Below are 22,396 nucleotides of genomic sequence, written 5' to 3'. Positions count from 1 at the left end.
TGCGCCTCACCGGATGGGCACGCTCACGACGCGGCGCATCGGTGGATCGAGGCTCACCCCTGGACCGGACCCTGCGCAAGGTGCTCGGCGAGGGCGGTGGCGATGGCCCGGTCGTCGGTGTCGAAGCAGGTGTACGCCGGCGACGTGTTCACCTCCCAGCAGTACCAGCGTCCGTCCTCGCCGAAGCGCAGGTCGATGCCCGCGAGCTCGAGCCCGAGCGCGGCGGTGAGCGCCCGGCAGCGCTCGGCGACGACGTCCGGAAGGTCGGCGGGCTCGAGGCTGAAGCCGCCGTACCGGTAGTCGACGGCCTCGGTCCGGATCCGGTTCGCGAACAGCCGCTCCCCCACGGCGTGCACGCGGTACTCCGCACCGCGGACGAACCGCTGCAGCTGGGTCGGGCACCAGCGGACCGCGGTGAAGTCGTCGCCGGGACCGAGCGTGCGCACGATGGAGCGGGTGCCGCTGATCGACTTCACGATCGCCCGGCCGTGCTGGGCGACGAAGGCGGCCGCGGCCTCCGGGTCGGTGGTCAGCAACGTCTCCGGTACGGCGAACCCGGCCGCGGCGATCGCGCGGGACTGGCGCGGCTTGGAGTGGTTGCTGAGTCCGGCGGAGGGCCGGTTGACGACCCGCACCGACTCCGGTGCGGACTCGGCCCACTCGCGCAGGTCCGTCGCGAGCCGTAGGAGCCGGACCCGCTCCGCCGCGTCGACGGCGTCGCCGAGGTCGTAGGGCCGCAGGTAGATCCCCCGCACGTCCTCGACCACGACCTCGCGACCACCGACGAGCAGGACCAGCCCCTCCTCGGTCCGCTCGACCACGGTGTCGGCGCAGGCAGCCTGGTCCACGAAGAGGTACGGCGTACCGCGGTCCGCGAGCGCCCGGCGTACGTCGTCCAGCGGGGTGTCGGTCCGCAAGCCGTGCAGCACGATCACGACGCCACCTCCACGCCGATCACCCGGCGGACCTGGGTGCGGATCGCAGCGCGGACCGGGGCGGTCCGGGCCAGGGGTGCCGGCAACACCGCGTGCAGCCGCGGGAGGGCACGACCACCGCCGAGGTCGACGACTGCGGTCAGCAGCGGCGCTGCGCGGGTGATCGCCATCCGCACCAGGCGGCGGCGCAGCTCGGCGCTCGGGGCGGGGCCGTCGCCCGCGACCCGGAACACCTCGCCGCCGACCACGGTCACCACGACAGGGGCGACCGGCTCCTCGTCGTCGGTCATCGCCAGGCCCGCGGACGCCGCCCACACGGACGTCGGCAGGCAGGGACCGGCGAGGCTGGCGTGGGACGGCGCGACCAGGCAGCGGTCGCCGATCGTCTCGAGCCAGTGCCCGAGGAAGGCGGTCATCTCGCCGGCGACGTACGTCCGGTGCTCCTCGGCGATCCAGGCCAGGTCCCCGGCCTCGACACCGGCGAGCAGCGAGACCACACAGCGCACCCGGTCATCGGTGAACGGCTCGCCGTCCGCGATCCCCCGGCCCGCGGACGGGCCCGTCCGGGAGGACGGGCCCGCCGCGAGCTCCCAGCCGGGCAGCGACAGGTCCGCCGGGGTGAGCAGGCGTGCGCCCGCCCACCCCGCGACCAGGGCCGCGGCCCCGGGGTCCCGCTCGGAGGCGAGGACCAGGATCACGACGCCCCTTCGGCGTGGGCGCCGTTGAGGGCGGCCTCGACCACCTCACCGGACACGTCGGGCCGGTCCTCGGCCCCGACGAACGGGGCGCCGAGACTGCCGACGACCCGCTCGATCCGGTCGAGGCGCTGGATGACCTCCTCGAGACCCTCCCGCTCGTCGATCACCGGGTTGATGACCAGGTCGCCCGGGTCGAGGTGGTCGATCTCGCGGCCGGCGCGCTTGTAGATGTCGATCTCGCGGATCTCCTTGAACCGCTTCTCGAACACGTCGTCGCGCACGTGCTTCATCAGGTCGTCCTCGAAGTGGAACCGCTTGACGATCCGGCTGGCCGCCACCAGGGCGTCGTACACGTTGATCCGGCCGTAGCCCGTCTGCTCGTTCCAGGTGCCGTTCGGGTGGCCCGAGACGTTGGCGTACGCCACGGTGCCGGTCTTGTCCGCGGTGGTCTCGATGATCTGGCGGACCCGCACGTTGCTGAGCGAGGAGTTCCGCGACCGGATCAGCGCGGCGAGCGCGGCCACGTGCGGCGTCGCGGCCGACGTGCCGTTGAAGGTGCCGGTGTAGTCGGTGCCCGTGTAGCCGTTGGCGCCGAGCCGGTCGGTGGTCGGGATCCGGACGCCGGGGGCGACCACCGAGATCTGCGGGCCGTAGTTGGCGCCCCACTGCTCGCCGTCCGGGCTGGTCGGCGACTTGCGGTTGTCGACCTGGTCGCTGGCGCCGACCGCGATCACGAGCGGGTTCGTCGCCGGGTAGGTGATGCCGTTGGCCAGGTTCTGGTTGTGCGTGGCGACGCACATGACCATGTTGGCGTTGAACGCCTCCTGGATCGCCGGGTCGATCACCGCGTGGCTCCACGCGTTCCACCCGAAGCTCATCGACACGACCTGGGCGCCCTGCATCCGGGCGTAGCGCAGGCCGGCCGCGACCTCGGTGTCGGTCCACCGCGAGAACGCGATCGGCAGCAGGCGGCAGCCGCCCGCGAGCCCGGAGACGCCGACGCCGTTGCCGATGCGGGCACCGACGATGCCGGCGCAGGCGGTGCCGTGGTTGCCGGTCGGGGCGCCGGTGCCGGACATGGTGCCGAGGTTGATGCCGTTGTGCAGGAAGCCGCCGACGAGGTCGGGGTGGCCGAGCTCGACGCCCTCGTCGAGGATCGCCACGGTCACCGCCGAGGAGCCGGTCGTGAGGTTCCAACCGGTGGTGCCGGGACCTCCGGCGTGGATCTGGCGCAGGTTCCACTGGTCGACGTACATCGGGTCGTTGGGCGTGTACGCCACCGGCACCCGCGCCGGCACCCACTCCAGGCGCACCTCGACCGGGCGCCCCAACGCCTCGCCGATGCGCTCGGTGAGGTCGTAGGCCGGGCTGGCGGCCGGGTCGGTCACGGTGAAGTAGTCGTGGTCGCCGAGGAGCGCCGAGCGGACCTCGTCGCGCTGCAGGCCGAGCGCGGTGACCTTGGCCAGGTCGTCCGGGTCGGCGACGTCGGCGTGCAGCAGCACGACGGCGTCCGCGGCCGGCGCGAGCTCCTCGGCCCCGGCACCGAAGTCGGCCGTGTAGACGGGCGACGACCAGGCGACGCTGCCGCTCGTGGTGGCCGCGGCGATCGCGTCGCCGTCGACATCGGCGCCGTCGGCGGTGCGCGCGAAGAGGAAGTCCGGCCCTTCGTTGGCGGGCTGCTTGCGCGCCCCGTCGTCGGCGGCGGCCGCCGGGCCGCCCTGGCTGTCGGCACCCTCGCGGACCAGGCCGAGGGAGTCGAGGACGTCGGCCTGGCCCGCGGCGGCGGGACCGCCGGAGCGGGGCGAGAGCAGCACGCGGTCGGGCTTGGGGGTGAGCTCCACACCGGAGGGGTGCGTGAGGTGCTCGGGGTAGCGGTGCATGGTGGGCTCCTTGGAGAGGGGGCGCGACCGAGTGGTCGCTCCTTCCTAGGAGCCCGGGGGTGGCGTGCCTGATACGCCGGATTGCGAGGTCGTCAGGCGACGACCTTGCCGCGCAGCACCACGCGCGACGGCTCGGCGAGCACCGACAGGTCCTCGACCGGGTCGCGGGGGTAGACCACGAAGTCGGCCGGGTCGCCCTCATCGAGGCCGGGGTTCCAGCCGAGCCAGGCGCGCCCGCGCCACGAGGCGGCACCGAGCACATAGGCGTTGGGCAGACCCATCGCCGCCATCGCGAGGATCTCCTCGTGGAGCACGCCGTGGCGGGCCGAGCCGCCGCCGTCGCTGCCGACGTAGAGGGCCACGCCGGCGTCGTAGGCGTCCATCAGGACCGCCTGGCGGCGGGCGAGGAGGGTCTCCATGGTGCTGCTGTACGTCGGGAACTTGTCGCGTGCGGCCGAGATGAACTCCGGGAACTTGGCGGTCTGCAGCACGGTCGGGACCAGCGCGACGCCGTGCGCGACCATCTGCTCGAGATGGGCGGCGGTGAGCCCGGTGCCGTGCTCGATGCAGTCGATGCCGGCGTCGAGGAGCGGGCCGATCGCGTCCTCGCCGAAGCAGTGCGCGGTCACCTTGGCGCCCTGCGCGTGCGCGACCTCGATCGCGGCGGTGAGGGCGTCGGCCGGGAAGGACGGTGTCAGGTCGCCCTCGTCTCGGGAGATCCAGTCGCCGACCAGCTTGACCCAGCCGTCGCCGTCGAGCGCCTGCTCGGCGATCGTGTCGACCAGACCGTCGGGCTCGACCTCGACCCCGTAGTTGCGCAGGTAGCGGCGGGTGCGGGCGACGTGGCGTCCGCAGCGGATCAGCCGGGGCAGGTCCTCGCGCTCGTGGACCCAGCGGGTGTCGGCCGGGGAGCCGCAGTCGCGGGTGAGCAGCACGCCGTTGTCGCGGTCCGCGATGGCGGTCCGCTCGATCTCGGCGTCGTCGACCGCTCCCCCGTCCTCGAGGCCGAGGTGGTTGTGGGCGTCGACCAGGCCCGGGACGATCCAGCCCTCGGCGGCGGTCTCGGCGCCCTCCAGCCCGGCTGGGCGCTCGTAGGTGATCCGTCCGTCGACGACGTACACCTCCCGCGTCTCGCCGTCGGGCAGGACCGGACCGGAGAACCGCAGCGCACTCACGCGGGCGACGCTACCAACGCCCGCCGCGCGACCGATGCCCCCGAAGGGAGTCAGAGGTGGGACAGCAGCCAGGTGGGCGAGAGCGTCGTGGCACCGACGCCGTGGACCCGGGCGTCCAGCGCCCGGTCGGCGGTCACCACCACGACCCGGTCGCCCTTCTCGGCGGCCTTGCGGGCCTCGGCGAGGATCGTCGCGTCGCCGTCCTTCGGGGCGTGCACCGTCCGCACGTGCGCGTCACGACCGGCCCGGACGCCGCCCTTGGCCTGGCCCTCGAGGACCAGCACGACGACGTCGTACTCGACGTCGGCCACGAGGAGCTGCTCGTGCAGGCGTGCCGCCGCGCCCGCCCGGTCCTTCCACCAGCCGTCCGGGCGCGCGCCGACGACGTTGGCGCCGTCGACGATGAGCGTGCTCACTTCAGGAACTTGGAGAAGTCCTTCGGCAGCTGCAGGTTCTCGGCAGCAGCCTCGTAGTCGATGTCCTGGCCGATGCCGAACGGGTTCGGCGTGGCCTCGGCAGCCTTCGCCTTCGCGGCGGCGGCGTCCTGGGCGGCCTTGGCCGGGTTCCCGGAGCGACGCGCGCCCTTGCCCTTGGTCTGCTTGGCCTTCTGCTTGGCGCTGACCCGCTTGCCGCCACCGGGGCCACCCATGCCCGGCATGCCCGGCATTCCGGGCATGCCGCCGCCACGGGCCATCTGCATCATCATCTTGCGCGCCTCGAAGAAGCGGTCGACGAGAGTGTTGACGTCGGAGACGCTGCGGCCCGAACCCTTGGCGATGCGGGCGCGACGCGAACCGTCGATGAGCTTGGGGTTGGTGCGCTCGGCCGGCGTCATCGAGCGGATGACCGCCTCGATCCTGTCGATCTCGCGGTCGTCGAAGTTCTCGAGCTGCTCGCGGACCTGGCCCATGCCGGGCAGCATCCCGAGGATCTTCTGCATCGAGCCGAGCTTCTTCAGCTGCTGCATCTGGGCGAGGAAGTCGTCGAGCGTGAAGTCACCCTGGGTGAGCTTCTCGGCTGCCTTGAGCGCCTCCTCCTGGTCGAAGGCCTTCTCGGCCTGCTCGATCAGGGTGAGGACGTCACCCATGTCCAGGATGCGCGAGGCCATCCGGTCGGGGTGGAAGACGTCGAAGTCGGTCATCTTCTCGCCGGAGGAGGCGAACATGACCGGCCTGCCGGTGACCTGGCGGATCGACAGCGCGGCACCACCGCGGGCGTCACCGTCGAGCTTGGTGAGCACGACGCCGTCGTACCCGACACCGTCGAGGAACGCCTGTGCGGTGACCAGCGCGTCCTGACCGATCATCGCGTCGACGACGAAGAGGACCTCGTCGGGCTGGACGGCGTCGCGGATCGCGGCGGCCTGGCCCATCATCTCCGCGTCGACGCCGAGGCGGCCCGCGGTGTCGACGATGACCACGTCGTGGAGCCTGCGCTTGGCCTCCTCGATGGAGGCCTTCGCGACCGACACCGGGTCGCCGACGCCGTTGCCCGGCTCGGGGGCGTAGACCGGGACGCCGACCTTCTCGCCGTTGACCTGGAGCTGCTGGACGGCGTTCGGGCGCTGCAGGTCGCAGGCCACGAGCATCGGGGTCTTGCCCTGGTCCTTGAGCCACAGCGCGAGCTTGGCCGCGAGGGTGGTCTTGCCGGCACCCTGCAGACCGGCGAGCATGATGACCGTCGGGCCGGTCTTGGCGTAGCGCAGCCGGCGGGTCTCGCCACCGAGGATCTCGACCAGCTCGTCGTTGACGATCTTGACGACCTGCTGGGCGGGGTTCAGCGCACCGCTGACCTCCTCGCCACGGGCGCGCTCCTTGACCGCGGCGACGAACTCCTTGACGACCGGCAGCGCGACGTCGGCCTCGAGCAGCGCGATCCGGATCTCCCGGGCGGTGGCGTCGATGTCGGCCTCGGAGAGCCGCCCCTTGCCGCGAAGGTTCTTGAAGGTCGCGTTGAGGCGGTCGGACAGTGTGGCGAACAAGAGCGAGTCCTCGGTGCAGACGGAAAGCGGCGGGCTCCACTCTAGTTGAGCCATCTACACTCGCCAGCATGACCGTCGCCGTCTTCCTCGGCGCAGGCTTCCTGCTGCTCGTGCTGGTGCTCGTCGCCGGCCACCGCACACTGCGCCACGGCGGCCCGACCGGCAGCGGCATGGCCGACGGGATGGGCAGCTTCATCGACGTCTTCGACCCTGCCCGGGCCCGCGCGGACCGGGACCTGAAGTCCCACGACAACCAGGGCACGGTCACCCCCGACCCGGACGACGACGACCGCCCGGTCCGGGTCGACCTCGCCTCCGGCGTGGCGAGGGTGCGCCGGCCCCGCTGACCGGACACCCGGCAGCAGCCCGGGCGAACGTGACGCAGGTCTCACTCACCGGGACCCCACGCCCCGGCGCAGTCCCGCCTCCCGATGCTCGGCGCTCCGTACCACTTCCGACCGGAGGCACCATGAAGCGCCGTACCCGACTCTCCGCCCTCGCCGCGACGATCGCCGTCCTCGCCACGACGCCCGCCGTGGTGGGCCTGCAGGGCGCCGACGCCGACCCGAAGCCCCAGCTGGCGAACTCCGGCTACGACATCCTCTTCGTCCGCCACGCCAACAGCACCTACCCCGTCCCGGAGGAGGAGCTGTCGCCCCTCGGCATCCAGCAGGCGGCCAAGCTGGTCACGTTCCTCCACGACCAGCCGATCGAGTCGGTCGACTCCTCGATCATGGTCCGGACCTACCAGACCGCCGACGGTGTCGCCGCGGACCACGACGTCCCGGTGCTGGCCGACGAGGACCTCCGCGAGGTCGAGCTCGTCTCCAAGGACGAGCGCGTCGCGGGCGGGATCCTGGCCAGCTGGGTGCTGGACCCGTCCACCCGTGGCAACAGCTTCGGAGGCGCCGAGAACTACTACGACGTCAAGCAGCGCTGGGACCGCTGGCGGACCCAGTACGCCCGCGAGCACCGCAACGACCGCGGCACCGGCGTCGTCGTCGCCCACGGCGGCATCTACGGCCTGATGCTGCCCGAGACCTGCGCCAACAAGCCGCAGCTGCCGTTCTCGGAGCGGTTCCCGGGCAACACGGAGATGATCAAGGCCCACCTCAACCCCAACGGCACCCTGGTCTGCACCGCGTTCGGCGTCAGCCCCGACCCGGCGAGCATGCCGAACCGCGACGGTTCGCCGCACTACTACTACGAGGTCGACCCGGTGACCGGCGTCGCCACCCAGGTGACGTCGCCGCTCTCCTGACCAACCCGGCGATCAGCTCGAGCTGATCGCCTTCCGTACGACGCGGGCGGCCTCGGCCGCCCGCGTCTCGGAGAGCCCTCCGGCCGCGACCTCCTGGACGTAGAACACGTCCACGGCCTGAGGTCCCAACGTGGAGATGTGCGCCGAGCGCACCGTCATGTCGAGGGCAGCGAGCGCCGCGCTGACGACGTACACGACACCGAGGCGGTCGGCGGCCCGGATCTCGATCACCGTCGCGTGGTCGCTGGCCTCCGGCCGTACGACGACCGCTGGGTCCAGCTCGCCCGCCACGTGCCGTGCCGCCAGCCGCGCCGCGGGATCGACGCGACGCGAGGTGATCGCGTCCAGCTGGTCCCCGAGCGCACGAGGGTCGAGTCCGGCCTCCGCGACGTCCCAGACCGAGACGGCGTACTCCCCCTGGGCCCACAGTCTGGCGGCCCGCACCGTGACCCGGCGCAGCGCGAACACGGCGGCCACGTCGGCGAGCAGGCCCACCCGGTCGAGGGCCACGACGGTCACCCGCGAGCCGTCGACGACCGGTTCCACGACGATCGAGACGTCGCCGTCGACGACGCCGGCCGGGACCGGGATCTCATCCACGGTGAACGCCGGCGGCGCGCTCCCCCGCTCCAGCGCCGCCCGTGCCCGTCGGGACAGGTCGAGCACCAGGCCGGCCCGCCACGACGACCAGGCCTTCGGCGACGCGGCCTTGGCGTCGGCCTCGCTGAGCGCGGTCAGCAGCGCCAGCGCGTCGAGGCTGTCGACGTGCTCGAGCAGGGCGTCGATGGTCGCCGGGTCGTCGGGGTCGCGGGTGGTGGCGATGTCGGCGAGCAGCAGGTGCCAGCGGACCAGCTGGCCGATCAGGTCGACCTCGTGGGGGCCGAAGCCCATCCGGGCAGCGATGGTGCGCGCGATCGGGGCGCCGGCGACGCTGTGCTCGGTCAGCTCGCCCTTGCCGATGTCGTGGAGCAGCGCCGCCACGACGAGCACGTCGGGCCGGGACACGTCCCGGATCAGCGCGGCCGCCTCGACGCAGGTCTCGACGACGTGCCGGTCGACGGTGAAGCGGTGGATGGCCGAGGCGTGCGGCAGCATCCGGATCCGCTCCCACTCGGGCAGGATCCGGTCGAGGGCGCCGGTCTCGTCGAGGGTCTCCCAGACCGGCAGCAGACCCGGGCCCGCGGCGAGCAGCCGCACCAGCTGCTGGCGGGCCTCGTCGGGCCACGGCTCGGGCAGCGGAGGGCACTCACGGACCAGGCGGGCGGCGGTCGGCGGCGCGAGGACGACGTCACGCACCGCCGCCTCGGCCGCTGCGCGCAGCAGCAGGACCGGATCGGCGGCCGGCTTGGCGCCCGACTCGAGCACGATCTCGCCCCGCGACAGCGCGATGCCCGGGGCGACCCGTTCCAGCTCGGGACGCCGGGGCCGGGCGGCCGGCGTACGTCGCAGCGCGTCGTCGGTACGCCGCCAGGCCAGTCGCGACAGGTGGGTCACCCGGCGTCCGAGCTCGCGGACGTAGCGCTGCGCCGCCGCCTCGTCGGGCAGCCCGAGCCCCTCCGCGAGCGGTCCCCAGTGCTCGGGGGCGATCCGGTCGGACGCGCGGCCCGCGGCGTCGTGCAGGAGGTCGCGCACGTCGAGCAGCTGCTGACGACAGCGCTCGAGGTCAGCCGCCGGTACGTCGACCAGCCAGGTCGCGGTGAGGCTCTTGAGCACGGTCGCGTCGCGCAGCCCGCCCTCGGCCTCCTTGAGGTCGGGCAGGGACAGGTGCGCGAGCTCGCCGACCAGCCGGTGCCGGCTGCGGACCAGCTCGCGCAGCTCGGGCAGCCGCTCGCGGGCCTGCCGGCGCCAGTGCGTGAGCGTGGTCGTACGCAGCCGCAGCGCCAGGCTGTGGTCGCCGGCGACGTGCCGCACGTCGAGCAGCCCGGAGGCCACCCGCACGTCGCCCTCGGCCGCCGCGAGCATCTCCGGCAGCGTGCGGACCGCGTGGTCGAGCTTCGCGCCCGAGTCCCACAGCGGGTACCAGACCTGGCTGGCCAGCTCGTGCCACAGCTCCTCGTCGACGCCCTCGTCGGCGACCAGGACCACGTCGAGGTCGGAGTACGGCGCTAGCTCGCCCCGCCCGTAGCCGCCGACCGCCACCAGGGCGATGCCCGTGTCGGGGCCGCCCGCGGCGTCGTACGCACCCAGGCAGAGCGCGTCGGCCGCCTCGGTCCGGGCGGCCCGCTCGGCTGAGGTCATCCCTGGCCGAAGTGCGGGCGAGCGCCGCCGGTAGCGGTGTGCAGGTCGTAGGCGGTCTCGGCGTGGATGACGAGGTCGACGCCGGCGACCTCGTGCTCCGGGTCGACCCGGAAGCCGACGGTCTTCTCCAGCACCCACACCAGCAGCGCGGTCATGGTGAAGGAGAACACGAGAGTCACGCCCGCCGCCACCAGCTGCTTGCCGAGCTGGTGCGTTCCCCCGCCGTAGAACAGGCCGTCGACGCCGGTCACCGACGACGACGCGAGCAGGCCGATGGCGATGGTGCCGACGAGCCCGCCGACGAGGTGCACACCGACGACGTCGAGGGAGTCGTCGTACTTGAAGGTGTACTTGAGGCCGACCGCCAGCGCGCAGATCGCGCCCGCCGCGACGCCGACCAGCATCGCGCCGATCGGGGTGACCGCGCCGCAGGACGGGGTGATCGCGACCAGGCCCGCGACCACACCGGACGCGGCGCCGAAGGAGGTGGCGTGGCCGTCGCGGTAGCGCTCGACACCGAGCCAGGCCAGCAGGCCGGTGCAGCCGGCGAGCAGCGTGTTGACGAAGACGATCGCCGCCGTGTTGTTCGCCGCGAGCGCGGAGCCGGCGTTGAAGCCGAACCAGCCGAACCACAGCAGGCCGGCGCCGACCATGACCAGGGTCAGGTTGTGCGGCTTCATCGGGTCGCGCCCGAAGCCGACGCGGCGACCGAGCACGAGCGCCGCGGCGAGTCCGGCGGCGCCGGAGTTGATCTCGACCGCCGTGCCACCGGCGAAGTCGAGAGCGCCGAGCCTGGCAGCCATCCAGCCGCCGCCGAAGATCCAGTGCGCGACCGGGGCGTAGACCAGCACCGTCCACAGCCCCGCGAACAGCAGCCAGGTCCCGAACCGGGTGCGGTCGGCGATCGCACCGGCGATCAGGCCCACGGTGATCACCGCGAACAGGCCCTGGAAGGCGGCGAACAGCGTGATCGGGTACGACGCCGCCGGGTCGGCCTCCAGCATCCCCTTGAAGCCGAAGAACTGCGCCGGGTCGCCGAGCAGCCCGCCGCCGAGGTCGTCGCCGAACGCCAGCGAGTAGCCGACGACGACCCACACGACCATGACGACGGCGAGGGCACCGAAGACCATCATCATCATGTTGAGCACGCTCTTGGAGCGCACCATGCCGCCGTAGAAGAACGCCAGGCCCGGCGCCATCAACAGGACCAGGGCGGCCGCAGCGAGGAGCCAGGCAGTGTCACCGGCCGCCGAAGCAGGGGCCGCGGTGGCGGTGGCGAGGAGCAGATCGGGCATCCGGACACTGTGAAGTCCGAATGTTTCGAGCGTGTAACGCGTCTCCCGACAGCGGTTACACGCCCGTGAAGCCGGGGCCCGCCGCGTGGGCGGACCCCGGCTCGGGGTTCATCTGATTCAGAGAGCCGCGGTGTCCGTGTCGCCGGTGCGGACCCGCACCACCGACTCGACCGGGCTCACCCAGACCTTGCCGTCACCGATCCGGCCGGTGTGGGCCGTCTTGGTGATGATCCCGACGATGTCGGCCGCGTCGGCGTCGTCGACGACGATCTCGATCCGGATCTTGGGGACCAGCGCGATGTCGTACTCCGCGCCCCGGTAGACCTCGGTGTGGCCCTTCTGCCGGCCGTAGCCGCTGACCTCGCTGACCGTCATCCCGGTGACGCCGAAGGCTTCGAGCGCCTCCCGGACGTCCTCCCACTTGTGCGGCTTGATGACCGCGGTGACCAGCTTCATGCGTTTACCTCCGAAGGGGTGGTCGACGACGTGCTCAGGAGCGAGGTACGACGGGCGGCACCGCCGCCGGTGGTGAGATCGTAGGCCGCCTCGCCGTGCTCGGCGAAGTCGATCCCGTCGACCTCGTCCTCCTCCGGGAGCCGCAGGCCGATGACGGCCTTGATGCCGAGGCCCACCACGAGGGTCGCGACACCCGACCAGACCATCGCGAACGCCGCGACCAGGACCTGGACGACCAGCTGCTTCGCACCACCGCCGGTGAGCAGGCCACCGTCGTTGGAGGCGAGGAAGCCGACACCGATGGTGCCGATCAGGCCGCCGACGAGGTGGACACCGACGACGTCGAGCGAGTCGTCGTACCCGAACCGGTACTTCAGGCCGACCGCCAGGGCGCAGACGCCACCGGCGACCAGGCCGAGCACCATCGAGCTCCAGGGCACCAGGTTGCCGCAGGCCGGGGTGATCGCGACCAGGCCGGCCACCGCGCCGGATGCAGCACCCAGGGAGGTGGCGTGACCGTCACGGATCTTCTCGACGAGCAGCCAGCCCATCATCGCGGCGCAGGTGGCCAGGGTGGTGTTGAGCCAGACCAGGCCGGTCTCGGTCGTGTAGTCGTCGAGGTTGACGATCGAGCCGACGTTGAAGCCGAACCAGCCGAACCAGAGCAGGCCCGCGCCGATCATCGTCAGGGTCAGGTTGTGCGGCTTCATCGGCTCCTTGCCGAAGCCGAGCCGCTTGCCGAGCAGGAGCGCGAGGACCAGGCCCGCGACACCGGCGTTGATGTGGACCACCGTGCCGCCGGCGTAGTCGATCGGCGCCACCTGGGCGCCACCGTCACCGGGGAAGACCAGGTCGGCCAGACCGTTCTCCACCCCGCTGAGGAAGCCGCCGCCCCACACCATGTGCGCCAGCGGGAAGTACGACAGGGTCACCCAGATCGGCAGGAACACCAGCCACGCGGAGAACTTCATCCGGTCCGCCACCGCACCGCTGATCAGCGCCGCGGTGATCACCGCGAAGGTCAGCTGGAAGGCGACGAAGACGTAGTTCGCGGGATCCGTGCTCTCGAGGCCGAACTGCGTGAACGGGTTGGAGAAGAGCTTGCCGATCTCCTTGCCCGTCGTACCCCCGGCGGTGGCGAACGTCGTGCTGTACGACATCGACCAGCCCCACAGGGCGTACACGATGCCCACCACGCCGAGGGCGCTGAAGGACATCATCATCATGTTGAGCACTGACTTGGTCCGGCTCATGCCGCCGTAGAAGAGCGCCAGGCCAGGGGCGGTCATCAAGAGGACGAGCGAGGCCGACACCAGCATCCAGGTGTAGTAGCCGTTTTCCATGCCCGAAGACTCGGCGGCGCAGGTTTCGGCTCAGGCGACCGGATGTTTCACGCCTGTAACGGGTGCCGCACAGCGGTTACGGTCCGGTGACGGCCGCCCGGGGCGGGTCCGGACGTCAGCCGAGGAGCGCGTCGACGAACGCGGCCGCGTCGAACGGCGCCAGGTCGTCCGGGCCCTCGCCGAGGCCGACCAGCTTGACCGGTACGCCGAGCTGGCGCTGCACCGCGACGACGATGCCGCCCTTCGCGGAACCGTCGAGCTTGGTGAGCACGATGCCCGTCACGTCGACGACCTCGGAGAACACCTTGGCCTGGATCAGGCCGTTCTGGCCGGTGGTGGCGTCGAGGACGAGCAGCACCTCGGTGACCGGCGCCAGCTTCTCGATGACCCGCTTGACCTTGCCGAGCTCGTCCATCAGGCCCTGCTTGTTCTGCAGCCGGCCCGCCGTGTCGACGACGACGGTGTCCACGCCGCGGTCCACGCCCTGCTTGACGGCGTCGAAGGCGACGCTGGCCGGGTCGCCGGCCTCGGGGCCGCGGACGACCTCGACACCGACCCGCTCGCCCCACGTGGCGAGCTGCTCGGTCGCGGCCGCGCGGAAGGTGTCGGCGGCGGCGAGGAGCGCCGTACGGTCGTCGGCGACCAGGATCCGGGCCAGCTTGCCCACCGTGGTCGTCTTGCCGGTGCCGTTGACGCCGACCACGAGCACCACGCCGGGGGCGTCGCCCTCGCCACTCACCTTGAGCGATCGGTCCATGGTCGGGTCGACGAGGTTGATCAGCTCCTCACGGAGCACGGTGCGGGCGTCCGGCGCCTGACCGCCCTCGACGCGCAGGCGGGTGCGGAGCTTCTCGACGAGCTCCTGGGTGGGCGCGACGCCGATGTCGGCGGCGAGGAGCAGGTCCTCGATCGCCTCCCAGGTGTCCTCGTCCAGCTTCTCGCGGCTGAGCAGCCCGAGCAGCCCACGGCCCAGCGCGTTGGACCCGGCCAGCCGCTGGCGCAGCCGGACCAGCCGCGAGGCCGGCTTCTCCGGCGTCTCGAGGGCGGGAGCAGCCGGCTCCGCGGGTGCCTCGACCTCGGGTGCCTCGACCGCGACCTCGGCAACGGGCGCCTCGGTCTCGGCCGGCGTGGCCGGCGGGGCGATGACATCGGTCGTCGCCTCCGGGGCCTTCGGCGTACGGCGGACCCGGGTCCCGACGAAGCCGACGATCGCGAGGACGCCGACGACGGCGACCCCGATGACGAGGTAGAGCCACTCCTGCATGCGGTCATCCCATCACGCCGCTCGCCCGGGTCGGAATCCGGTGGCGCCGCTCAGGTTCGCACGGGGGTCCGCGAGGTCAGCCCAGGCGGGCCAGGTCCCGCTCGTCGTCGGCCAGCACCGGCGCGGAGTCGACAGCCCGACCGAGCGCGTCGCCGAGCCACGGGACGACGGGCATCTGCTCGCCACGGCCCGGATAGGCGACGTAGACGGCGACGACGACAGAGACGGCCAAGCTCAGCAGCACGGCAAGCGCGACGAACAGCACCTTCGACTCCTCCGAGTAGGGATCGCAGCGGGCGAACGGGTGCCTCCATCGTACGTCGGGCCCCTGGCCGGCCACCGCCGGCCCCGCGCGCCCGTTCCCTCTCGCGGGCGCTCGGATGCTAGCGTCGAGCGACCGACAGCAAGGCGACGAAGAGGGCAGCAGACCGTGGATCCGGAGATCCTTGCCGACAGCCAGCGTGAGCCCTCGCAGCTCCGCGAGGACCTGCGCACGTGCCGACTCGAGCTGGCAGCCGTGCGCGAGCAGCAGGAGACGGACCGCGAGCTGATCGCCGTCACCGCGCGCGCCGAGGAGCAGCTGACCAAGCTCTCGGTGGCACTCGACACCTGGCTCGCCAAGCGCGAGCGCAGGTCGCGCTGGTGGGGACCACTGCGCCGGTGGCTGGCCCCGGAGATGCCGACGCGCGCCGAGAGGGCGGACCTGGCCATCATCAACAGTTCGGAGCTGTTCGACGGCGCCTGGTACCTGCGCACGTACCCCGCGGCGGCCGGCAGCGGCGCCACTCCGGCCCTGCACTACCTGCGCCGGGGCGCCGGATCGGGGAAGGACCCGGGGCCGGGCTTCGACACCCGTGCCTACCGACGCCAGCACCCCGAGCTCGACCCGAAGGACAACCCCCTCGTCCACCACCTGCGTTCGCGGCGATGAGCCCGGAGCAGTTCACCCGGGCCTGGCGTGCCCTGGTCGGCCGGTGGGAGACCCTGGCCACCGAGGACCGCAAGGCCGCTGATGCGCTCCTCGCCGATGTCGTCCGCCACGGATTGCTTCCCGACACGGGCGACACCCTCGCGGACCCGGGTCCCGAGGCGCTGCTCGCCTGCGAGATCGAGGTCGTGCGCCGGGCTCGTGCGCTGAGGCCACGCCGCTACGCCCGCGCCAACCGCGATCTCAAGGTCATGCGCGAGGAGCAGATGGACCCGGTCGAGCACTTCTGCCGGGTCGGGTGGCGCTGGCTGCGCAGTCCTCGCCCCGACTTCGACGTGTGGTGGTACTGGTCGGAGCACCTCGATCCGACGCGCGACGACATCAATCCGCTGCTCTTCCACCTGCTCGTCGGGCGCCGGGCCGGTCTGTCGACCGCCCCGCCCAGGGTCGCCGCACGACCGGCCACGCTCCCGCAGGCTCCGGGTCCGCGGCGGATCTGCCTGTACGCCGCCTACGACGCCGACGGGATCGTCGACGACTACGTGCTGCACTACCTGCGCGAGCTGAGCCGGCACGCTGACGTCTACTACCTCGCCGACGGCGTGATGCCACGCTCCGAGCTGGCGAAGCTGGCCGACGTGACCGTTGCGGCCTGGTCGATCCCTCACGCTCGCTACGACTTCGGTTCGTTCTCGCTGCTCGCGACCGAGCTCGTCGGCTGGGAGACGATCGACCGGTACGACGAGCTGGTGTTCGCCAACGACAGCTGTTACCTGTTGCGCAGCCTCGACGAGACCTTCACCCGGATGGACGCCCGGCGCGCCGACTGGTGGGGCCTGCAGGCCACCAAGATGGACTTCTCCCGCGCCGAGGGCCACCTCTCCCCCGTCCCACTGGCCGAGGGCAAGCGGCTGCACACGGACCTCGAGGACTGGAACCCGCACTACCGGATGCACCTGAGCTCCTACCTGCTCACCTTCCGGCGCCCGGTGGTCACCGACCCCGGCTTCCGGCGCCGATTGGGCGACGTGGTGAAGCAGGACCACAAGGAGCTGGTGATCCTCAAGTACGAGATCGGGCTCAGCGACTACCTGATCAAGGCCGGCTTCGACTTCGAGACCTTCGTCCCCGACCTGTACCCCTTCCACCCGCTCTACTCGGCCGACTACTTCGACCTGGTGGCGCAGGGCTTCCCGCTCCTCAAGCGCAACTTCATCGGGGAGCACGTCAGCACGCCCGACCTGGGCCGGTGGAAGGAGCGCGTGCTGGAGCACGTCCCGGACGCACCGGTCGAGATGTTCGAGCGCAACCTGCGACGGGTCGCACCCGCCGACAAGCTGCACCGCACCGGCCGGGTCCGCACGCTGCCCGACGGACTGGTCGACTACCAACGGCGGCTCAGCAAGAAGGAGTTCCGGGTGGAGAACCGGGTGGCACCCCGGTTCGACCACTGGTGGGCGTTCCCGGTCCCGGTGGGCGAGCCGTCGTTGACCGGCAACGAGCGCGCGATCTTCGAAGAGGTCCGGCACGACCCGTCGATCAGGAAGATCGTGCTGACTCGATCCCGCGAGGTCGACCTGGCCGGCGAGAACGTCGTCACGGTGCCGCTCGACAGCCGGTCCGGACAGGAGCTCCTCGCCCGCGCGGGACAGGTGTTCGTCCGGCACAGCGCCGACCTGACCTTCCCCTGGGAGCTGGACATGGACCAGCACCGGATCATCGATGTCGGCGCCGGCCTGCCACGGCCGCGATCCGGGAGCCAGCAGCATCCACTCTCGCCCGACGCCACAGACCGGCAGCGGCGCTCCACCCGGCCCGAGCGGCACGTCGTGGTGACCACGGGCCCGCTCGACGCCGTACCGGTGGAGACCAGGGACGGCGTGACCCCGTCCATCGAGGTGTGGGCGACCGGCCAGCCGCGGCACGCGTTCCTGCTGCGGCCCGAGGACGCCCTGCCCGACGACCTGCGCAGGGAGCTCGCCGACCTGCGGGCCCTGCTTGCTGGTCGCCGCCTGGTCCTGTGGCTCCCTTCCGGCGGCACCCGGATCCCCGGGCTCGGCGACTCCGCGATCGCCGCCCTGGGCGAGTGGGCGCAGCGCACCGACTCGGTCATCGGCGTCCGCAGCAACGCGGACGGCCACGTGTTCACCGACCTCGACCCGCTGCTGCTGATGGCACGCCGGTTCCCTGATGTCGAGATGCTCCTCCGCGCGGCGGACCTGCTGGTCACCGACGACTCCCACCACCTGGCCGACTTCCTGCTCACCGGCAAGCCTGTCGTCCTCCTCGACGGAGCCCACGCCGAGCGGGAGCTGCCCGGCCCGGTGTGCCGCACCGGGGCCGACCTCGTCCCTGCCCTGGACCGAGCGCTGGCCGAGCGCACCCCGGAGGAGCTCGAGCGCTACGCACGATGCCGCGATCTCCTCGCCGGTCTCGCCGACGACGGCGCCGCGCATCGCGTCGTGGAGCACGTACGGCGAGCGAGCCTCAGCGAGCCTGCGCCGCCACCAACGGTTCGAGTACGGAACGGACGACGTCCGGCACGGGCGTGACCGGCCGCGCGGGGTCGGTGTTGTCGACGTACACGTGGACGAACCGGCCCTCCGCGGACGCCAGCGCACCGTCACCCGCGGGGTCGCCCTGGAACAGTCCGACGCGGTAGATCACCGACGACGTGCCGAGGCGCTCGACCGCGAGCCCGAGCTCGATCGGGCGCGGGTAGCCCATCTCGGCGAAGTAGCGGCACGACACCTCGGCGACCACCCCGATCGCCGGGAGCCGGCGGATGTCGGTGCCGGTCGCCTCGTGCAGGTGCGCGTTGACTGCGGTGTCGATGAGGTCGAAGTAGCGGGCGTTGTTGAGGTGCCCGTAGACGTCGTCATCGGACCAGCGGGTCGTCGCCGTGCGCCAGGCGCGGTACGACGACCGGTCGGGCCGGGTGCGGTCGGGAGTGGTCACGCGGTGGTGCTCCTGTGCTCATCGACGATGCTCTGGAGCAGCGTCGCACGGTCGGGGAGATCAACATCGCCGCACCAGCGCAGGTCCGCGATGTCGCGACCACCCGGCCAGAGCCGCAGCTGACGGCCCTCGACGTAGACCCGCTGCGACGGCTCGAGAGGGACCCGGCGGGCGCGCACCAGCAGGTAGCTGTCGCGCACCATCACCAGGTCCGGACGGACCTCGACGTACGGAAGGCGCCACAGGAACGGCGCCCGTGCCAGCACGATCACGCCCGGGAGGTAGCCGATCAGGCCGCTGTCTGCCACGAAGCCGACCCCGAGGAACACGACGCCCACGACCACGTGGGCCCAGCGGACGACCGGACCGAACCGGATCGGGAGGGGTCCGCTCACGCGGACTCGTCCCTCAGCCGCTGGCTGATGACCGCCGAGACACCGTCGCCGCGCATGGTGACGCCGTAGAGCGCGTCGCCGACCTCCATGGTGCGCTTCTGGTGGGTGATGACGAGCAGCTGGGAGTTCTCGCGCAGCTCCTCGTAGATCTCCAGCAGGCGGCCGAGGTTGGTGTCGTCGAGGGCGGCCTCGACCTCGTCGAGGATGTAGAACGGCGAGGGCCGGGCCTTGAACAGGGCGACGAGGAAGGCGACGGCGACCAGCGAGCGCTCGCCGCCGGAGAGGAGCGAGAGGCGCTTGACCTTCTTGCCCGGGGGCCGGGCCTCGACCTCGACGCCGGTCGCGAGCATGTCGGAGGGGTCGGTGAGGACCAGGCGGCCCTCGCCGCCCGGGAACAGGCGGGCGAAGGTCTGGTCGAAGGCCTTGGTGACGTCGGCGTACGCCTCGGTGAAGACCTGCTCGACCTTCACGTCGACGTCCTTGACGATGTCGAGCAGGTCCTTGCGGGTGGCACGCAGGTCCTCGAGCTGCTCAGAGAGGAACTGGTGGCGCTCCTCCATCGCGCTGAACTCCTCGAGCGCGAGCGGGTTGACCCGGCCGAGCATCCCGAGCGCCTTCTGCGCGGTCTTGAGGCGCTTGGCCTGCTCCTCGCGCACGTAGGGCACGGTCCGGGGTTCGGCGTCGGCATCGACCGACTCCCCCTCGGCAGGCGGCTCGAGCACCGGCACCGGCTGGTCGGGGCCGTAGTCGGCGACCAGGCCGTCGGGCTCGAGGCCGAGCTCCTCGAGCGCCTTGGTCTCGATCTGCTCGATCCGCATCCGCTGCTGGGCGCGGGCCATCTCGTCGCGGTGCACCGAGCTGACCAGGTCCTGGTGCTCGTTGCCGAGGTCGCGCAGCGTCTGCCGCACGACCATCAGCTCCTGCTCGCGGCCGCGGCGGGAGTCCTCGACGGACTGGCGTCGGGCGGTGGCCTCCTCGATCGAGCGCTCCAGGCGGGCGAGCACGAAGGTCACCGCGGTGGCGACGGCCTGGCCGGCGCGGCCCTCGGCGAGCAGTCGGGTACGACGCTCGGCCGCGCGGGCCCGCGCCTGACGCTCGGACTCGGCGGCCTTGCGCATCTGGTCGACCCGGCCGTGCAGCGCGCGGGCCCGCTCCTCGGAGGTCCGCAGCGACAGCCGGGCCTCCATCTCGCTCTGCCGGGCGGCGCGGGTGGCCTCGACGAGGCGCTCCTGCTCGGTGGTGTCGGGCTCCTCGTCGGTGTCCTGCTCGGCCGTGGCGAGGCGCTGCTCCAGCTCGGCGAGGCCGACCAGGGCCTGCTCGCGGGAGGTCTCGGCCTGGGCGATCGCCTCGGTCATCCGCTCCGCCTCGGCGCGGGCGGCGCGGGCGAGCGAGCCGTGCTGGCCGAGCTCCTCGGCAACGGCGGCCAGGGTCGCGTCGGACTCGTGGAGCCGGGCCAGCGCGACGTCGACGCGCTGGCGGGACTCGAGCCGCTCGTTCTCGAGCCGGACCACGTCGAAGCCGAGCCGCTCCGCGGCCGCGACGGCCTCGACGAGCGACTCGGTGGCCTCGTCGACCGCCGCCTGGATCTCGATCAGGCTCTGCGTGGCATGGGAGCCACCGGAAGCGAAGTGCGCGCCGAGCAGGTCGCCGTCGCGGGTCACCGCGACCACGTCGGTGAGGTCGTCGACCAGGGCGCGGGCGGCGCCGAGGTCGTCGACGACCGCGACCTTGCGCAGCAACCGGTTGAGCGCGGGCCGGACCTGGGCGGGGCACTCGACCACGGCGACGGCGTACGACGTCCCGGGCGGGAGCGCCGGCCAGCCGTCGGTGGTCTCGGCCTCTCCCCCGCCGAGCAGCAGCCCGGCGCGGCCGAGGTCGTCGTTCTTGAGGTGGTCGATGGCCGCGACGGCCGTGTCGGCGTCGGCCACGGCGACAGCGTCGGCAGCAGCACCCAGCGCGGCCGCGACCGCGCCCTCGTAGCCGCCGCGCACGGTGACCAGCGCGGCGACCGAGCCGAGCAGGCCGGAGACGGTGTCGGAGGCGGCGAGCAGGGCGCCGGCGCCGTCCTTGCGGGCCAGGCCGATCTCGAGGGCCTCCTTGCGGGCGCTGAGGCCGGCCTTCTCTCGGTCGGCCTGCTGGGCCTCCTCACGAACCTTGACCAGCCGCTCCTCGATGTCGTCGAGCGAGGCGACCGCGGCCTCGTGCTCGGCGTCGAGGCCCTCCTCGCCGGCATCGAGGCCCGCGACCTTGGTCTCGAGCGCGGTGAAGTCACGCTGGGAGCGCTCGGCGCGGGTCAGCGCGTCAGCCCGGGCGGACTCGAGGCGGCCGATCTCCTCCTCGGCCGCGTGGGCACGCGAGCGCAGCGTGTTGACCTGGCCGTGCAGTCGGGCCAGGCCCTCGCGCCGGTCGGCGGCGGCGCGGAGCAGGCCGGCGACCCGCCGTTCCTCGTTCGCCGCGGCCTCCTCGGCCCCCCGGCGGGCGGCCACGGCCTGCTCGAGCGCGGTCTGCTGCGCGGTGACCTGCGCGGCGATCTCCGCCTCCTGGGCGGCGAGCCGCCCGGCCTCGGCCTCGATCTCGTCGGGGTCCCGGCCCGTTCCGGCCTGCTCGCCCTCAGCCTCTGCGCCGGCGGCGTTGCGGACCCGCTCGGCGGCCAGGCTCTGCGTGCCGCGGAACCGCTCGCGCAGGGCGGTCAGCGACGACAGCGTCTCCTGCGCCGCCGAGAGCGCGGGCAGGTCCTCGCGCAGCGCGGCCTCGAGGACGGCCTCCTGCTCGCGGGCGGTCGCGATCCCGGTCTCGACCTCCTCGCGGCGGGCGAGCAGCACGCTCTCGTCGGCGAGCTCCTGCTCGAGGGAGGTCCGGGCGGTCACCAGGTCGTCGGCGAGCAGCCGCGCCCGCGCATCGCGTACGTCGGCCTGCACCGTCGCCGCGCGCCGGGCGACCTCGGCCTGACGTCCGAGCGGCTTGAGCTGGCGGCGGATCTCGCTGAGCAGGTCGTTGAGCCGGTTGAGGTTGCCCTCGGTGGAGTCCAGCTTGCGCAGCGCCTTCTCCTTGCGCTTGCGGTGCTTGAGGACGCCCGCAGCCTCCTCGATGAACCCGCGGCGGTCCTCGGGGGTGGCGTGCAGGATCTGGTCGAGCTGGCCCTGGCCGACGATGACGTGCATCTCGCGGCCGATGCCCGAGTCGCTGAGCAGCTCCTGGACGTCGAGCAGGCGGCAGGTGGTGCCGTTGATGGCGTACTCGGAGCCACCGGTGCGGAACATCGTCCGGCTGATGGTGACCTCGGTGTAGTCGATCGGCAGCGCGCCGTCGGAGTTGTCGATGGTCAGCACGACCTCGGCCCGGCCCAGGGGCGGGCGGCCCGACGTACCGGCGAAGATGACGTCGTCCATCTTGCCGCCGCGCAGGCTCTTGGCACTGGCCTCGCCCATCACCCAGGCGAGGGCATCGACGACGTTGGACTTGCCGGAGCCGTTGGGGCCGACGATGCAGGTGATGCCGGGCTCGAGCTGCAGGGTCGTCGCGGAGGCGAAGGACTTGAAACCCTTGAGGGTCAGGCTCTTCAGGTACACGCGGTCTCCCTTCGGGGTCG

Annotated in this window: 19 protein-coding genes; 4 read left to right on the top strand and 15 right to left on the bottom strand. The window is 72.4% G+C overall.

The genetic code is table 11. The features are described 5' to 3' along the window. Window positions 1-53 precede the first annotated feature (53 nt). The 6 genes from ACZYRU_RS17425 to ffh form a co-directional block, all read right to left on the bottom strand. A complete protein-coding gene (locus tag ACZYRU_RS17425) occupies window positions 54-935 on the bottom strand; it encodes an ATP-grasp domain-containing protein (RefSeq protein WP_488958357.1) in 882 nt (293 codons plus the stop codon). After that, on the bottom strand, window positions 932-1,633 hold the full coding sequence (locus ACZYRU_RS17420; RefSeq protein WP_488958356.1) for a hypothetical protein: 702 nt from the start codon (window positions 1,631-1,633) through the stop codon (window positions 932-934). The genes ACZYRU_RS17425 and ACZYRU_RS17420 overlap by 4 nt, the downstream gene beginning before the upstream one ends. After that, window positions 1,630-3,513 carry a S8 family serine peptidase gene (locus ACZYRU_RS17415; protein WP_488958355.1) on the bottom strand — a complete coding sequence of 628 codons (1,884 nt, stop codon included), beginning with the start codon at window positions 3,511-3,513 and terminating at the stop codon, window positions 1,630-1,632. The genes ACZYRU_RS17420 and ACZYRU_RS17415 overlap by 4 nt, the downstream gene beginning before the upstream one ends. 92 nt (window positions 3,514-3,605) lie before the next feature. After that, complete coding sequence (locus tag ACZYRU_RS17410) at window positions 3,606-4,688, bottom strand: amidohydrolase family protein (RefSeq protein WP_488958354.1); 1,083 nt, start codon at window positions 4,686-4,688, stop codon at window positions 3,606-3,608. Between the two features lie 50 nt (window positions 4,689-4,738). After that, complete coding sequence (locus tag ACZYRU_RS17405; RefSeq protein WP_488958353.1) at window positions 4,739-5,104, bottom strand: NYN domain-containing protein; 366 nt, start codon at window positions 5,102-5,104, stop codon at window positions 4,739-4,741. Beyond that, a complete protein-coding gene (ffh, locus tag ACZYRU_RS17400; RefSeq protein ID WP_488958352.1) occupies window positions 5,101-6,669 on the bottom strand; it encodes a signal recognition particle protein in 1,569 nt (522 codons plus the stop codon). Before ffh ends, ACZYRU_RS17405 begins: the two co-directional genes overlap by 4 nt. Window positions 6,670-6,737: 68 nt before the next feature. Between ffh and ACZYRU_RS17395 the strand changes: the two genes are divergently transcribed. Then, on the top strand, window positions 6,738-7,016 hold the full coding sequence (locus ACZYRU_RS17395) for a hypothetical protein (protein ID WP_488958351.1): 279 nt from the start codon (window positions 6,738-6,740) through the stop codon (window positions 7,014-7,016). 122 nt (window positions 7,017-7,138) lie between these two features. Further along, window positions 7,139-7,930: a histidine phosphatase family protein gene (locus ACZYRU_RS17390; RefSeq protein ID WP_488958350.1), complete on the top strand. Its 792-nt coding sequence runs from the start codon at window positions 7,139-7,141 to the stop codon at window positions 7,928-7,930. 12 nt (window positions 7,931-7,942) lie between these two features. Here the strand turns inward: ACZYRU_RS17390 and ACZYRU_RS17385 are convergent, their stop codons facing one another. The 6 genes from ACZYRU_RS17385 to ACZYRU_RS17360 form a co-directional block, all read right to left on the bottom strand. Next, entirely contained in the window at window positions 7,943-10,168 is a 2,226-nt protein-coding gene (locus ACZYRU_RS17385; RefSeq protein WP_488958349.1) for a [protein-PII] uridylyltransferase, read from the bottom strand. Further along, entirely contained in the window at window positions 10,165-11,463 is a 1,299-nt protein-coding gene (locus ACZYRU_RS17380) for an ammonium transporter (protein WP_488958348.1), read from the bottom strand. Before ACZYRU_RS17380 ends, ACZYRU_RS17385 begins: the two co-directional genes overlap by 4 nt. Before the next feature lie 117 nt (window positions 11,464-11,580). Beyond that, window positions 11,581-11,919, bottom strand: a complete 339-nt coding sequence (locus ACZYRU_RS17375; protein WP_141799615.1) for a P-II family nitrogen regulator — start codon at window positions 11,917-11,919, stop codon at window positions 11,581-11,583. Further along, window positions 11,916-13,262 carry an ammonium transporter gene (locus tag ACZYRU_RS17370; RefSeq protein WP_488958347.1) on the bottom strand — a complete coding sequence of 449 codons (1,347 nt, stop codon included), beginning with the start codon at window positions 13,260-13,262 and terminating at the stop codon, window positions 11,916-11,918. The genes ACZYRU_RS17375 and ACZYRU_RS17370 overlap by 4 nt, the downstream gene beginning before the upstream one ends. Before the next feature lie 115 nt (window positions 13,263-13,377). Then, window positions 13,378-14,526, bottom strand: coding sequence for a signal recognition particle-docking protein FtsY (gene ftsY / locus ACZYRU_RS17365; protein ID WP_488958346.1), 1,149 nt, complete (start codon window positions 14,524-14,526; stop codon window positions 13,378-13,380). Between the two features lie 76 nt (window positions 14,527-14,602). Beyond that, window positions 14,603-14,791, bottom strand: coding sequence for a hypothetical protein (locus ACZYRU_RS17360; RefSeq protein WP_488958345.1), 189 nt, complete (start codon window positions 14,789-14,791; stop codon window positions 14,603-14,605). Window positions 14,792-14,956: 165 nt separating this feature from the next. Between ACZYRU_RS17360 and ACZYRU_RS17355 the strand changes: the two genes are divergently transcribed. Together ACZYRU_RS17355 and ACZYRU_RS17350 are read left to right on the top strand one after the other, a co-directional pair. Beyond that, window positions 14,957-15,457, top strand: a complete 501-nt coding sequence (locus ACZYRU_RS17355) for a hypothetical protein (RefSeq protein WP_488958344.1) — start codon at window positions 14,957-14,959, stop codon at window positions 15,455-15,457. Further along, window positions 15,454-18,006 carry a rhamnan synthesis F family protein gene (locus ACZYRU_RS17350; protein ID WP_488958343.1) on the top strand — a complete coding sequence of 851 codons (2,553 nt, stop codon included), beginning with the start codon at window positions 15,454-15,456 and terminating at the stop codon, window positions 18,004-18,006. Before ACZYRU_RS17355 ends, ACZYRU_RS17350 begins: the two co-directional genes overlap by 4 nt. On the opposite strand, the gene ACZYRU_RS17345 is transcribed toward ACZYRU_RS17350, so the two are convergent. The 3 genes from ACZYRU_RS17345 to smc are packed head-to-tail and all read right to left on the bottom strand — an operon-like array spanning window position 17,942 to window position 22,376. Further along, window positions 17,942-18,412 carry an acyl-CoA thioesterase gene (locus tag ACZYRU_RS17345; protein WP_488958342.1) on the bottom strand — a complete coding sequence of 157 codons (471 nt, stop codon included), beginning with the start codon at window positions 18,410-18,412 and terminating at the stop codon, window positions 17,942-17,944. The two genes, ACZYRU_RS17350 and ACZYRU_RS17345, sit on opposite strands and share 65 nt — an antisense overlap. Further along, window positions 18,409-18,807, bottom strand: coding sequence for a hypothetical protein (locus tag ACZYRU_RS17340; protein WP_488958341.1), 399 nt, complete (start codon window positions 18,805-18,807; stop codon window positions 18,409-18,411). The genes ACZYRU_RS17345 and ACZYRU_RS17340 overlap by 4 nt, the downstream gene beginning before the upstream one ends. Next, on the bottom strand, window positions 18,804-22,376 hold the full coding sequence (gene smc / locus ACZYRU_RS17335) for a chromosome segregation protein SMC (protein ID WP_488958340.1): 3,573 nt from the start codon (window positions 22,374-22,376) through the stop codon (window positions 18,804-18,806). Before smc ends, ACZYRU_RS17340 begins: the two co-directional genes overlap by 4 nt. Between the last annotated feature and the right edge of the window lie 20 nt (window positions 22,377-22,396).

It is taken from the genome of Nocardioides sp. F233 (assembly GCF_057813895.1).
The sequence above is the reverse complement of the archived record's forward strand: the minus strand, read 5'-3'. Positions and strand labels throughout refer to the sequence as shown.